We start from the raw sequence: 14,389 nt of genomic DNA on the forward strand, positions 1-14,389 counted from the left end.
GTCAATACATTTTAAGTTCCGATATTTTTTATGTAACAAAAAAAGAAGCTACCAATGAAATATGATAACTTCTTACATCTTCTAATAAAGCGGTTTGACTTCTTTTTTATATACATAACATAAAAAGGTCGTGCATATGATAACGGAAAAAATCTCTGCAATCGGAAATGACCACCAGATTGCAGATAACCCACCAATCTTCGATAATAGATATGCTACTGGAAGCAGAACGATCAATTGCCGAAGAACGGATACCAACAGACTTAATACTCCGTGCCCAAATGCCTGAAATACCGATGAAGAGATTACACAATAACCAGCAAATAAAAAGCTTAGACTGATGATTTTCAGAGCTGGGATTCCAATGGAAAGCATAGTCTCAGAAGCATTAAAGCATCGCAGCAATTGTGCCGGAATGCACTGGATAATCAAAAATCCCATGAACATAATGGACACAGCCGCTATAATACTAAGCTTGATGGTCTTTACGATACGTTTTGGTCTGCGAGCCCCAAAATTGTATGCTACAATCGGCACTAATCCATTGTTCAATCCAAACACAGGCATGAAGACAAAGCTTTGCAGCTTAAAGTAAACACCAAAGACTGCCGTAGCAGTAGCCGTAAACATCATTAGGATCTTATTCATACCAAACGTCATGACAGAACTTACTGATGCCATGATGATAGATGGAATACCGATGCTGTAAATATGAGCCACTACCCTTCCAGATAATCTATATTGTTTTAATGATATACGGATTTCTTTATTCCACTTTCTGTTAAATACACAGGCTAAAATCGCTGCAATTATTTGCCCGGTGACGGTTGCCAATCCGGCTCCTGCTACTCCCATTTTAGGAAATCCCAGCAGACCGAAGATCATGATCGGATCTAAAATAATATTAATCACAGCTCCTAACGATTGTGTCACCATCGTATACAAAGTCATACCGGTAGACTGCAAAAGCCGTTCAAAGATAATCTGAAAAAACATTCCAAATGATATCATCCCAATAACTTTGATGTAACTGTTCCCATATTGAATAATCTGCAAATTCGATGTCTGCACCTGATAATAAAAGTCCGCAAACAGTGCAGTGAAAACAACAAATACAAGATAGCTGAAAAAAGCCAACATGATTCCATTGTTGGCCACCTTATTCGCATATTCCCGATCTCCGGCTCCCAGTGCTCGTGATAACAATGCATTGACACCGACACCAGTTCCAGTGGCAACCGCGATCATCAAATTTTGCACCGGAAAAGCTAGTGATACTGCAGTCAACGCATTTTCGTTAATCTGTGCTACGAATATACTGTCCACCACATTATAAAAGGCCTGTACCAGCATAGACAACATGATAGGCACAGACATAGTAACTAAAAGTTTTCCGATGGGCATGACTCCCATCTTATTTTCTTTTAAAGCTTTTTGTTCCTCCACGTAATTGTCCCTCTTTCCTCTTCACTATTTTTCAATTTGTTTTTCTAGAAATTCACTGATCAGGCTTTGAATTTCTCTTATCTGTCTGGCCGTTTCTAAATTACCATAGGGAATTCTTCTGATAATTCTATCCACATAATGATTTTCCAAAATTATCTCCATAGTCTCTTTAAAATTTATATCAAAGAAATATGCAACATAAGAAATCCAGTAATCAACCTTTGTCCTTCTGGTACTGCTTATCACCGCCTTCTTTTTCTCCACCTGTTCCAAAACTTCCGGCGTGATCAGGCAATCCCCAACTTCTTCTGCTGATACATCCAGAAGGGTTTCTATCGTCTCATCTAACTTTACCCTACAATTATCCAGCTTGTCCGCATCCCGGATCAGCTTTGCATGCAGCAGCATTCGTTCATCCTCGATTCCGGACAATTCATAATCACTGTGTTTAAGAATCGCTATCTTTATAATGTCATCAAACTTGTCTTCTTTTATAAAATTCCGAATCATTCCTTCCTCAAAAAGAACTTTGACACCATACGCTGCATGATCCATAACCCCTGGCTCAAAGCTATGAAATCTTCTCAGCTGTTCAAATCGGCCAATGTCATGAAGCAGGCCAATCAGTCTTGCCAGAAGGCAATCCTCTTCCAGCAACCCCATTCTCTTCGTAATCTGATCCATGCAGGAGCAAACACCATAGGTATGAACAATTTTTAATTGAATCTTATCATCCCTACGGTCGTATTGATCTAAATACTCTTCGAATTTCTTTTCCGCATATACTATATCTATCACTTTCTTCTCATTCCTTCCAAATAAAGCACCTGATCAATTCAAGGCAAACACTATTATATAAAGGAATGTTATAAATTTCAATCCGTTGTTTTCATTTTCTTCTTTTTCCCTATAAGGAAACTGGCAACAAAAGCCGTGATCGGAACCGTTAACACCACTCCCAGGCTTCCAGAAAGTCCCTGCATAATTTCAATTCCGATAATATAAGAATTTGCCAGCTGGCGATAACTCAGATCATAGGCATAATTAATGATCAATGTAGTGAGCGATCCTCCAACATAAGCAAAAATCAACGTATTGGTCATTGTTCCCATCATATCCTGCCCCACATGAATTCCGGATAAAAATACCTGCTTTCGGGATAGGCTGGGATTAGTGTCATGTATTTCCTGAATGGTAGAAGCAATCGACATTCCCACATCCATAACTGCCCCCAGCGATGAAATAATGATTCCAGAAAAAAGCAGCTGTCCAATCTGAATAGAGGAATTTTGCCCAACGTAATTTAACGTCTCAATATCAGATACATTATAGCCGCTTATTCCTGCAGCCTTCCCAAAGATTAGGGCTGCCACAGCTGAAATGACAACTCCACATGTGGTCCCAATAATAGCAGATAGTGTTTTCGAAGAAATTCCTCCGAGAAGACCCAGTGTAACTACAGTTGTCAATACCGATACTACGATCGTGATCATAATCGGAGAGATACCCTGATAGATCAATGGAAACATCAGATATCCAATACAGATAAATGCAAAGATAAGACTTAACACGGCTTTTGCTCCTTTTTTCCCGCCAATGATACAGACCACTGCTGCAAAAATCAATGAAAAGCCATAGATTACGGAGGTACGATCCCTGCTATATACTGTTACTATATTACTGCTGCTATTTTCACTGACGATTACGATTACTTTTGTCCCAACCTCACAATCTGCACCAAATAAAGTTCCATTTGGATTGACTGCCTCATATTCCTTTCCTTTATTGTTTCCACTCTTGATTCGAACCATCACTTCCTGAGTTCCATAACGATTCCCGTCCTCCGCTACATTATCTTTTGTAATTTCGGTGACAACCGCCTTTTCATAACTTTGTCCTTTGGTAGAAATCATAGGTGTTTTTTCAAATTGGTTACACTCTAGCAAGAGCAGGATAAATACTATACCGATGATCGGAACTATCATAAGTTTTTTCTTAATACTCATCATTTTCCTTTCTCCTAAAGAATGCCTGAACCGTAGTACGGCTCAGGCATTCTTGCATTTATTCATTTATTATAAAAATTTTCTTTATTTTACAGTTGCTGTTTTTACTGTACTATATAATCCATGAATATGTTTTCCATCTGCCACTTTATAAGAACGAACTTTCACATACACAGATTTTCCCTTTTTCAAGTCCTTGATGCTGTAAGATGTTGTTGCGTTCTTGCTGATCTTCACTGTCTTTACGCCCTTTGTAAAGCTCTTATTAGAAGCATATACGATTTCGTATCCAGTTGCTTTTGTATCCTTTTTCCAGCTTACTTTTATGCTTCCTTTTGTTTTATTGGATACAGATGCTGTCTGCTTTTTCGGTACAACGGTAATCGTAATCTTCTTAGTTGCTTTCTGATAAGTATCCGTCTCTGCTGCAGTGACTGTAATGGTTGCCTTACCAGTACCTTTTATGGTTACCTTTCCTTTGCTGTCAACCATTGCAACCTTTTTATCTGATGTCGCATAGGTTAACTTTCCATCTCCATTTGTTTTTGCATTTAATGTAAACGCTTTATCTCCATATGTCTTCTTATAAGAAGCTGTACCAGAGATCGTCTGTTTTTCCTGATCCTTTTTCACGATCGTATAAGTAGAGGAACCATCTAATTCTTTTCCTGTTGATCCATCGTATACTGTTACAGAGAAGGAATCATCGGTTACATTTACTACGGAATAAGTTGGTGTCCAGGTCTGACTTCTTTCAGAAATATAATCCTGCTGTGTTGCGATCAGTTCATAGAATTTAGAACCAGTAGAAGAGTTTGCTTCTAAATAAACGGTTCCCTTTGGATTTACTACAGTGCCACTCTTTGTGTTATTTACAATTTCATAGCAGTTGTTTTGTGCCTGGAATTCTTCTCCATAATCGCCAGTATTATCCTTGCCATAAGCTGTATGTTCTTTTCCGTCTCCTTGAAGCTGATACGTTCTAGAATAAGTATGATCATGTCCCTGTAATACCACATCGATGTCATATTCATCCATGATCGGTGTCAGCTGAGTTCTTAAGATCATACCGTCAGAATCGGAATGATCATATCCGGAACCATAAATATCCTGGTGGAAGGTAACGACTCTCCATTTTGCATCTTTATTTTCGTTTACCGCTTTTTCAATAACATTTTTGTGAGTTGCACAATTGTAGTTGTTGGTATCTAACACGATAAATAATACATTGCCATATCTATAATAATAATCAGTTCCTGCCTCTGTCTTTCCTTCTGTATAAGAAGTCTGATCAGCAGTGAAGCTGTTCGGATTATTGTAATGCAGTGAATACTGATTAGATGTAGAATCGTGGTTTCCAATGGTAGTCGCAACCGGAAGAGAGCGAAGTGCATCTGCTCCAAGATATCCCGCATATTCTCTTTCATTTTGTGCGTAGTTAATCTGGTCACCTGCAGATACCATAAAGCTTACATCCTTATGATCTTTTACTGCATCCTTTAAAATCTCATTCCAGTTGTAGCTGTCATTTCTTGCAGCTAAATTATCGGAAGCTTCTCCCCCCATTCCTTTATCATAATTCATAGTATCCCCTTCAGAGCTGGTCTGCCCCTTGGATGCTCCAATCTGAGGATCCCCTACATACAGGAATGAAAATTCAGAAAATGATTTTGTACTATATTCTTCTACCTGACTCCATTCTCCATTTTGCCACACCTGATAATAATACTGTGTATTTTCTTTTAAATCCTTTGCTGTAATTTTGTTTGAGTAATACTGCTGATCTGAAATAACAACTCCGGTTTCCTGGGTTCCGGTAAATTCAACCGCATCTGACATATCTGCATTCACTGCCAGCTTCACCTTCGGAATCTCCTGTGTGTGACTGTAATATGCAAAATTCAATTCTGTCTCATCAACACCTGGTGTCAATGATACATTTTCATAATTACTGCTAAATGTTTCCCAGTTGTCCTTCCAGGTTGTCCATTTGGAAGCCTCTTCTGAAGCATCATTCCAATGCTCTGTTGCTGCTTTTACACTGTATGGAGCCCCACTTGTGAAAGCACCTGCCAACATAGCGGAAGTAAGCATTGCTACTGTTGCACGTTTAAAATTCATCTTAGTCAAAATAATCCCTCCTGACTTATGTTTTCATTTTCAACCGGCGCCTGTATAGTCTCAAATGCATTTTGACAGTATCACTATATTCCATTTTCAATATGGGCTCTATCGAAGAAATGTAAATAATTTGTTAAAACATTCCAGCCAAAGTTTATATCAGATGATGAATGGACTACTCCCTGTAATCTCCACGGCTAAATTCCAGATGACATCCAATCCGCTCCATCCTACGGCTCAAACATCCAAAGCATTCTGCGGCCTCCTCGCCCGTGCAGATCTTATTATCATACAATGCATAATCCTTCCTTACCATGACTGGTGACAGATTGGGCATTAATACATTACCACCCGCCAGAATTCCCTGTTCCCTGCCATCTGGCGCAATGGTTCCCAGTGCTGTCGTAGCTGGAAGCAATAAGGTTGGTTTCATGATCCGTAATAAACTTAACAAAAAGGTAGTAAGTTCTGCCGTTCCGGCTGCTTCATCTTTAAATTGTGTATCATGATGAGGAATAAACGGACCAATTCCGACCATATGTGGATCCAGTTCCTTAATGAAAAGGAGATCCTCTGCCAGATTCTCTAAAGTCTGATACGGAGAACCTACCATAAATCCAGTTCCTACCTGATATCCAATGTCTTTTAAGTCATATAAACATTTCTTGCGATATGCCAGTGACATACTATCTGGATGCAGCATACGATAATGCTCTTCTAAAGCAGTTTCATGACGCAGCAAGTAGCGGTCGGCACCTGCTTCATATAAGCGTTTATATCTCTCATAATCCAACTCTCCCAGAGAGAGTGTTATGGCACAATCTGGATATTTCTTACGGATAGATGCAACAATATCTACCATGATCTCAATGGTATAATAAGGATCTTCTCCTCCTTGCAATACAAAACTTCGGTATCCCAACTGATATCCATTTTCACAGGAGGACAGAATCTCTTCCTTGGAAAGCCGATATCTTGTTACATTTTTATTGCCTGCACGAATTCCGCAGTAGTAGCAATTATTCTTACAATAATTCGTAAATTCTACCAGTCCACGTGGATACACCGCCTTTCCATAATGCTCATCGCATAATTTTCTGGCCATGTCGGCAGCCTCTTCTCTGACTTCTTCTCTATGCTCCAATAAAAAGACAAATTCTTCTTTTGTTAAGCTTTTTTCCTTCATTAATTTTTCTAATAAATCTTTTGCTTTCATCCACTTCACACCCTTATCTATAAATTTACAAATCTTTCTATTTTTTCTTCATCAGGTTTGTATGCATTAACTATAGCATATTAATAGGAATTATAAAATGCTTTTCTTATCATTCTGTATCTTGTAATGATTTTTTATTTGTGCTAGAATTATCCACATTAGCGTAAATATGATTTGCATTGAAAAAGGAGTGTATTGAAGTGATTACTTCTAGAGAAGATATTAGAAACGTGGCGATCATCGCACACGTTGACCATGGTAAAACAACATTAGTCGATGAAATGTTAAAACAAAGCGGTATTTTCCGTGAAAATCAGGAAGTGGCAGAACGTGTCATGGATTCCAACGATATTGAAAGAGAACGGGGAATTACTATTTTATCTAAAAATACAGCAGTCACTTATAATGGAGTAAAAATCAATATTGTAGATACCCCAGGTCATGCCGATTTCGGCGGAGAGGTAGAACGTGTTCTTAAGATGGTAAATGGTGTTATCTTAGTCGTAGATGCCTTTGAGGGTCCAATGCCTCAGACAAAATTTGTCACAAAAAAGGCACTGGAATTAAATCTTCCGCTTATCGTCTGCATCAATAAGATTGACCGTCCAGAAGCCCGTTCCGAAGAGGTTATAGATGAAGTCCTGGAGCTTTTACTGGAACTGGATGCAGATGATGATCAGCTAGATTGTCCATTCGTATTTGCTTCAGCCAAGTCAGGGATTGCTGCTCTTGACTTAGCAGATGAATTTGTGGATATGAAGCCATTATTCGAAACCATCATTGATCACATTCCTGCTCCTACGGGTGACCCGGAAGCAGAAACACAGGTATTGATCAGTACCATTGATTACAACGAATATGTAGGAAGAATCGGTGTAGGAAAAGTTGACAACGGCTCTATTAAGGTAAATCAGGACTGTGTCATCGTAAATGCCCATGAGCCTGACAAATGCGAAAAAGTAAAAATCAGTAAATTATATGAATTTGATGGACTGAATAAGGTGGAAGTGAAAGAAGCTGGTATTGGCTCCATCGTAGCTATCTCTGGAATTTCCGACATTCACATCGGGGATACTTTATGTTCTCCGGAAAATCCACAGGCTATTCCATTCCAGAAGATTTCAGAACCGACCATCTCCATGAATTTTATCGTAAATGACAGTCCCCTTGCCGGACGTGAAGGAAAATTCGTCACTTCCCGTCATTTAAGAGACCGTCTGTTCCGTGAGCTGAATACCGATGTCAGCCTCCGCGTGGAAGAAACAGAAGACGCCGATAGCTTTAAGGTATCTGGCCGTGGAGAACTTCATTTATCTGTATTAATTGAAAATATGCGCCGTGAAGGCTATGAATTTGCAGTTAGCAAAGCCGAAGTTTTATACAAGAGAGACGAACGAGGCAAATTATTAGAACCTATGGAAGTAGCTGTCATCGATGTTCCAGAAGAATTTTCTGGTACGATTATTGATAAATTAAGTCAGAGAAAGGGAGAACTTCAGAACATGTCCGTTTCCAACAATGGACAATCCAGATTAGAATTCTCCATTCCGTCCCGTGGTCTTATCGGTTATCGTGGTGAATTCCTGACCGATACCAAAGGAACTGGTATTATCAATACTTTATTTGACGGATATGGACCATACAAAGGTGACATCCAGTATCGAAAACAGGGATCTCTGATTGCATATGAATCTGGCGAGACCATCACCTATGGACTTTTTGCTGCTCAGGAAAGAGGAACTTTATTCGTAGGTCCTGGCGAAAAGGTATACGGTGGTATGGTTGTCGGTCAGAATGGTAAGACAGACGATATTGAGATCAACGTATGTAAAACCAAAAAGCTGACCAACACCCGTGCATCTGGAGCCGATGATGCCTTAAAGCTGACTCCTCCAAAAATCTTAAGCCTGGAACAGGCTTTGGAATTCATCGATACGGATGAATTGTTGGAGATTACTCCTGAAAACATCCGTATTCGTAAGAAAATCTTAGATCCAACCATGCGTATGCGTGCAAAACGTAACGCCGGTTCCAATGTAAAAGATAAATAGTTTTTATAGAGCTGTGTTTCGAAAGAACAACTTTTGAAACACAGCTTTTTTGTCATAGCGGAAAATCCCGCAAAACGAGATTCTTTTTCATATATGTCTTCTGATGAATATTACCGGATTTCAAGAAATACACCAAATAAATCCACTTTCCCATATCCCCACTCCCGATTAGGATAGCTGCGGTCCTCACTCCGATTAGCTCCACGAATAAAATAATTCTTTGTTCCCACTGTATTAATAAGAAAATCATTTCTTTCAATCACTGCCCACTGCAGAAATACTGCTGCCATTCCTGCCGTTAAAGCTGCAGATACGCTGGTCCCACTCATCGTACCAAATTGATTTCTAAGCAAAGGACCTTTCACAGCAACACCTGGGGCAGCCAGCTCTGGCTTTACTAAATGATTCCTCGTAAATCCTCTGCTGCTTTCCAGATAAAGTGCTCCATTATCCTGACGATAAGCTGACATCGTCAGCGGATTTCCCGCATTTCCTGGCGCGGTAATGGTGGTAAATGGATTTGCCTGTAAAAAATACGTTCCTTCTCCAACAAATCCACTGATCGGAAGCCACATATCGTATTCTTTTTCTCCACTTCCAGGTTCTGCCACCGCAATTTTCCAGATTCCTTCTGCGGGAGACGCAAATCGGAATAAAATTCCCTGGTCACCACTATAGGGATCTACGACCAGATAATCCACATAAAGTTGGCTTCGTTCCAGTAAAAAAGTATACGATCTGCTTCCTCTGATCCCCGCCTCGATCCATTCCGTCATCTGTCCCGTAGGAGATTCAATCTGTATCTGAAAACGGTTGGGGGCTTTTCCCCATAACTCCATAGCAAATCCCCGCTCTCTCGGTCCAACCTTCAGCTCTACCGTCTCTCTCGTATTTCTAATGATTCCATGATAATGATGACTTGCATTTCCCTCATTTCCTGCAGCAACGACTATTACGATTCCTCTGCGCAGTGCCAGCCAGTTTATATAATCACTTAAATATGTTGTGCCAATATGACTTCCCTGATTGCTGCCCAGCCCGATACAGATTACAATCGGTTTTGCCTCTCTTCGGGCTATTTCCCCCAGATAACTAAGTCCCATCATAATATCCACCTCCGAATAGGCGATGGCTGATTCTGGAAGAAAGTTAAAATCTCTCAGATTCTTTTTTGCCTCTTTTAGCTTTACCACTACCAGCTCTGCATCGGGAGCGGCTCCACTAAATCCCTCCTCTTCATCGACTCTTCCTGCTGCTACTCCTGCAAGAAAGGTTCCATGTCCATTACGGTCCATGCTTGGCACAATTGCCAAAGGATCTTCACTTCTAAGTGCTTCTTCAATCTGCTCTCTTCCATATTCACTTCCATAATAAAAACCTTCTGGCGGACTTCCTGACCGTTCCGTCTGGTCCCAGATGGATCTGATCTTACTTCTGCCATCCTCATAGCGAAACATCGGATTACGATAATCAATTCCCGTATCGACCATTCCAATGAGAACACCTGAACCCGTCAGATCCAACGAGCTTCTTCTTACTCTTAAAATTCCCATTTCTTCCAAAGCCTCCATATCCATAAGCCCAAAGCACTTTGGAATAACAGAAAATGGCATTGTTTCATACGGAACCTTTTCCCCTTCTCCTTGGGTAAGAAAGATGACTGCAAATCGATAGCTGATCGGGTAAAAACAGTTGCTGTTGTATTCCTCCTTTACTAATTCGCCACTTCCTTCATACTCTACCAGAATTCCAAAATATTCTTCACTATAAAAGGCATCCCTGCATTCATTGTCCATACTAAAAATTCTCTTTTTCCTAATATATGCACATTTTTTGTTATGCGAACAAGATGGACATCCAGCGGAGAGGTTTTGTTACATAAGAAATTGGAGAAATTTCTTATGTAAACAAAAAAAGACTGCAGAAACTTCCTGTTCCTGCAATCTTTTTGTATACACATTAATCCTGTGTTAATTTTGGTACTTCGGTTCCTCTCATAGAAATACGAGGTGCCCCAGTCCCTTCAATATATTCTCTTGTAATCGTTACTGCTCCAATGGAATCATCCTTTGGAATTTCATACATAATATCCAACATAAAATCTTCGATGATGGCTCTTAGGGCTCTGGCTCCTGTCTTCTTCTCCAATGCCTTTTCCGCAATAGCCTCCAGTGCCCCTTCCTCAAAATCAAGCTTCACCTCATCCAACTCTAAAAGCTTCTCATATTGTTTCAGGATTGCATTCTTAGGTTCCTTTAGAATCGCAACCAGCATCTCCTTGCTCAATGGTTCTAATGTATATACCACTGGCAGACGCCCTAAAAATTCTGGAATCATTCCATATTCTCGTAAGTCATCCACCACAACCTTGCTTAAGATATTATGTTCTCTGTCATATTTATCCTTCAGATCTGCATTAAATCCAATGGAAGCCTGTTTGGTCAGACGCTTCTTAATGATTCCTTCCAGATCAGGGAAAGCTCCTCCGCAAATAAATAAAATATTTTTCGTATTAATGGTCGTCATCGGAACCATTGCATTTTTATTGGTTGCTCCCACAGGCACTTCCACATCTGCTCCTTCTAAAAGCTTTAACAGTCCCTGCTGTACGGCTTCCCCACTGACATCCCTGCTGTGAGCATTCTGCTTCTTGGCAATCTTATCAATCTCATCGATAAATATAATTCCGCGTTCCGCCTTTTCCACATCATTGTCCGCATTCTGCAATAATTTAGAAAGTACACTCTCCACATCATCTCCAATATAGCCTGCCTCTGTCAATGAGGTGGCATCCGTAATCGCAAGAGGTACATTGAGCAGTCGTGCCAGCGTCTTTACCAAATAAGTTTTTCCACTTCCTGTTGGTCCGATCATCAACATATTGGACTTATCGATTTCAATCTCATCCATAGTGTTGGTAACTACCCTCTTATAATGATTGTATACAGCTACAGAAATTACCTTTTTGGCATATTCCTGCCCAATCACATATTCGTCCAGCTGTGCTTTGATCTGATGGGGTGCTGGAAGCTCCTTCAAATCCAAAGGTTTCTCCTCTTCTTTTTTTGCCTTCTGCTTCTTTGGCTTTACTTCTGGTTGCGGGCGCATATTCATCATCATATCATTTATATTTTTAAATTCTGTACTATTAAAATCAAAATTATTAAAATACCCCTGATTTACCATATCCATGCTTTTCTGCATACAATCTGGACAGACATAAATATCGTTGGGAAGTTTAATCAGTTTTCCCGTCTGCTTTTCACTTCTTTTACATATATAACAGAATCTCTCTGTATCACATGTATGATCTTTTTCTGACATATCATCGCTTCCTTTCTCATCTGCATTCCAAAAGCAGATTTCTATTTCTCCCTGTTCCCAGTTAACTCATCATATACTTCTTTTAACTGAAGGATTCCCTCCGCAATCTGAGATTCCTTTAATCTTGCAAATCCAAGAATGTAACATTCCTTTTCTGGTTTTCCTTCAATATAATAATTGGAAATTGCCTGCATCTTTATTCCATTTTTCAAAAGGAGATCCTGAAATTTTCTGTGATCCTTCAATCCCTGGAATTCTACCAGTATATGCAGACCTGCAGATGATCCCATAATCTTAATATTTTTTCCAAAAATCTTCAGCTGTTGTATTAAAAACTGATTCTTGCTCTTATACAGTGCTCGCATCCGATTCAAATGACGTTCAAAATGACCTTTTTTCAAAAATTCACTCAAAATTGCCTGATCGATCCTGGATACGGTACAGGAGTAAAAGGATAATTTTTCGTTATATACCTTAAGCAACGTCTGAGGCAGCACCATGTAACTTACACGAATGGCTGGCGCAATTGCCTTGGAAAAGGTACCCATATAAATCACCTTACCATTCTTATCATTTCCCTGAAGAGATGGTATCGGTTTTCCCTGATATCGAAATTCACTGTCATAGTCATCTTCAATAATATATCGTTCTTCTTTTTCCCTTGCCCATGCCAGCAGACTGCTTCTTCTGCTAATTGGCATGACAATTCCTGTCGGGTACTGATGTGATGGAGTTACATAGGCAATCTGTGCTCCTGATCTTCTAAGCTCTTCCACTTTCATTCCATGATCATCCATGGAAATGGCCTTTATCGGAAAATGCAGCTGGCTAAAAACCCGGTATGCCTGCATGTAGGTTGGATTCTCCATTCCTACCGTATACGGGAACTCCAAAATCTGCGACAGGAGCAACAACAAGTATTCCATTCCTGACCCTAAAATAATCTGGCTACTTGTGCAGACAACACCTCTGGACTGATGAAGATAATTCCGGATGGCTTCCCTCAGCTTATAATCACCACTGGATTTTCCAGTTTGAAAAAGCTCTGAATTATCATCCATCAAAGCCTCCCTCATCAGCTTTCGCCACGTATTATATGGGAAATGTGCCATATCTACCCCGGAAGAAGTAAAGTCATACGGATAACAGCTCACATCTTCTAAAGCTTCTTCCTCTTGTGGAAGCTCCACTTCAAAATCGAAGATATCATCCATAGCAGATACATAATATCCCTTCTTCGGCTGTGATTCCACATAGCCTTCTGATAGCAGCTGTCCGTATGCCAGATCTACTGTATTCCTGCTTACATCCAGATGCTCTGCCAGCTTTCTGGAAGAGGGCAGCTTAGTCCCACAGGAAAGCGTTCCCTGCTTGATCTCATCTCGGATATATTTATAAATCTGTTCATAAATCGGCTCTTTTTTTTTCGTATCGATTCCAATTGTCAGCATTACTGTGCTTCCTCAATCGTAATACTCTCGATGACCACATCCTCTAACGGCTTATCATCGGCATCGGTCTCTGTCTGAGCAATCTGATCCAATACATCAAATCCTTCATATAACTGCCCAAATACTGTATAATCATCCATCAAATATGGATATCCTCCATACTCCTGGAATTTTTCTCTCTGTTCCTCTGTTGCGGTCTTTCCTCCATAGCTTCGATCCGTTACTTCTTTATTCTGTACGACAAAAAACTGGCTTCCATTGGTATCCTTCCCTGCATTGGCCATGCACAATGCACCACGAAGCGGAAGCAGCTCATCAGAGGTTTCATTTTCAAACTCTTTGCCCCAAATGCTTTCTCCTCCCATTCCGGTTCCGGTAGGATCCCCTCCCTGGATCATAAAATCGTCAATGACCCGATGAAAGGTAATCCCATCATAATATCCGTTATATGCCAGTGTTACAAAGTTCTCGACAGCCAATGGTGAATCCTGATTAAAAAATTTAAATTTCATCTCACCATAATCTTTTACCTTCACAACGGCAATGGTTTCCCCCTTCTCTGGAGCAGACATCTGGTCTACCTGAGAAGCGGAATGAATGTCCACCTTCTTATATTTCTGTTCCTCCTGCTCCGCTGTTGTTTCACTGGCTGCCGTGGTCTTAGCAGTCGTCTTCTCCTTTTCAGAAGATGCCTCCTCTGTCTTTTTTCCACAGGCACATGCCAGAATCATCAAGCTCATAATCAATCCAAGTGTATATAATCGTTTCTTCATG

At 40.1% G+C, this 14,389-nt stretch carries 10 protein-coding genes; 1 reads left to right on the plus strand and 9 read right to left on the minus strand.

What is annotated here, in order from left to right:
- Positions 1-81: 81 nt before the first annotated feature.
- The 5 genes from BHF69_RS07000 to hydE all read right to left on the minus strand — a co-directional run bounded on the left by BHF69_RS07000 (position 82) and on the right by hydE (position 6,789).
- Positions 82-1,413 carry an MATE family efflux transporter gene (locus BHF69_RS07000; protein ID WP_075671757.1) on the minus strand — a complete coding sequence of 444 codons (1,332 nt, stop codon included), beginning with the start codon at positions 1,411-1,413 and terminating at the stop codon, positions 82-84.
- A 57-nt stretch (positions 1,414-1,470) separates the two neighbouring features.
- Complete coding sequence (locus tag BHF69_RS07005) at positions 1,471-2,241, minus strand: HD domain-containing protein (protein ID WP_075671759.1); 771 nt, start codon at positions 2,239-2,241, stop codon at positions 1,471-1,473.
- A gap of 80 nt (positions 2,242-2,321) precedes the next feature.
- Positions 2,322-3,455 carry a YibE/F family protein gene (locus BHF69_RS07010; protein ID WP_075670325.1) on the minus strand — a complete coding sequence of 378 codons (1,134 nt, stop codon included), beginning with the start codon at positions 3,453-3,455 and terminating at the stop codon, positions 2,322-2,324.
- A gap of 81 nt (positions 3,456-3,536) precedes the next feature.
- Positions 3,537-5,573 carry a metallophosphoesterase gene (locus BHF69_RS07015; RefSeq protein ID WP_075671761.1) on the minus strand — a complete coding sequence of 679 codons (2,037 nt, stop codon included), beginning with the start codon at positions 5,571-5,573 and terminating at the stop codon, positions 3,537-3,539.
- A 175-nt stretch (positions 5,574-5,748) separates the two neighbouring features.
- Positions 5,749-6,789 carry a [FeFe] hydrogenase H-cluster radical SAM maturase HydE gene (hydE, locus tag BHF69_RS07020; protein ID WP_075670326.1) on the minus strand — a complete coding sequence of 347 codons (1,041 nt, stop codon included), beginning with the start codon at positions 6,787-6,789 and terminating at the stop codon, positions 5,749-5,751.
- Between the two features lie 200 nt (positions 6,790-6,989).
- Between hydE and typA the strand changes: the two genes are divergently transcribed.
- Positions 6,990-8,840: a translational GTPase TypA gene (typA, locus tag BHF69_RS07025; protein ID WP_075670327.1), complete on the plus strand. Its 1,851-nt coding sequence runs from the start codon at positions 6,990-6,992 to the stop codon at positions 8,838-8,840.
- A gap of 110 nt (positions 8,841-8,950) precedes the next feature.
- Here typA and BHF69_RS07030 read toward each other — a convergent pair whose 3' ends face one another.
- The 4 genes from BHF69_RS07030 to BHF69_RS07045 form a co-directional block, all read right to left on the minus strand.
- Complete coding sequence (locus tag BHF69_RS07030; protein WP_075670328.1) at positions 8,951-10,636, minus strand: S8 family peptidase; 1,686 nt, start codon at positions 10,634-10,636, stop codon at positions 8,951-8,953.
- A 163-nt stretch (positions 10,637-10,799) separates the two neighbouring features.
- Positions 10,800-12,164: an ATP-dependent Clp protease ATP-binding subunit ClpX gene (gene clpX, locus BHF69_RS07035; RefSeq protein WP_075670329.1), complete on the minus strand. Its 1,365-nt coding sequence runs from the start codon at positions 12,162-12,164 to the stop codon at positions 10,800-10,802.
- A 41-nt stretch (positions 12,165-12,205) separates the two neighbouring features.
- On the minus strand, positions 12,206-13,615 hold the full coding sequence (pdxR, locus tag BHF69_RS07040; protein WP_075670330.1) for a MocR-like pyridoxine biosynthesis transcription factor PdxR: 1,410 nt from the start codon (positions 13,613-13,615) through the stop codon (positions 12,206-12,208).
- A complete protein-coding gene (locus tag BHF69_RS07045) occupies positions 13,615-14,388 on the minus strand; it encodes a peptidylprolyl isomerase (protein ID WP_075670331.1) in 774 nt (257 codons plus the stop codon). The genes pdxR and BHF69_RS07045 overlap by 1 nt, the downstream gene beginning before the upstream one ends.
- Position 14,389 lies beyond the last annotated feature (1 nt).

Origin of the sequence: Anaerostipes sp. 992a, assembly GCF_001940245.1 — a bacterium.
GTDB lineage: Bacteria > Bacillota > Clostridia > Lachnospirales > Lachnospiraceae > Fimousia.

What these genes read in the sequence shown, in the direction of transcription:
- clpX (WP_075670329.1), bottom strand. Translation starts at nt 12,164, where the DNA reads ATGTCAGAAAAAGATCATACATGTGATACAGAGAGATTCTGTTATATA.
- BHF69_RS07015 (WP_075671761.1), bottom strand. Translation starts at nt 5,573, where the DNA reads ATGAATTTTAAACGTGCAACAGTAGCAATGCTTACTTCCGCTATGTTG.
- hydE (WP_075670326.1), bottom strand. Translation starts at nt 6,789, where the DNA reads ATGAAAGCAAAAGATTTATTAGAAAAATTAATGAAGGAAAAAAGCTTA.
- BHF69_RS07030 (WP_075670328.1), bottom strand. Translation starts at nt 10,636, where the DNA reads ATGGACAATGAATGCAGGGATGCCTTTTATAGTGAAGAATATTTTGGA.
- BHF69_RS07045 (WP_075670331.1), bottom strand. Translation starts at nt 14,388, where the DNA reads ATGAAGAAACGATTATATACACTTGGATTGATTATGAGCTTGATGATT.
- pdxR (WP_075670330.1), bottom strand. Translation starts at nt 13,615, where the DNA reads ATGCTGACAATTGGAATCGATACGAAAAAAAAAGAGCCGATTTATGAA.
- BHF69_RS07000 (WP_075671757.1), bottom strand. Translation starts at nt 1,413, where the DNA reads ATGGGAGTCATGCCCATCGGAAAACTTTTAGTTACTATGTCTGTGCCT.
- BHF69_RS07010 (WP_075670325.1), bottom strand. Translation starts at nt 3,455, where the DNA reads ATGATGAGTATTAAGAAAAAACTTATGATAGTTCCGATCATCGGTATA.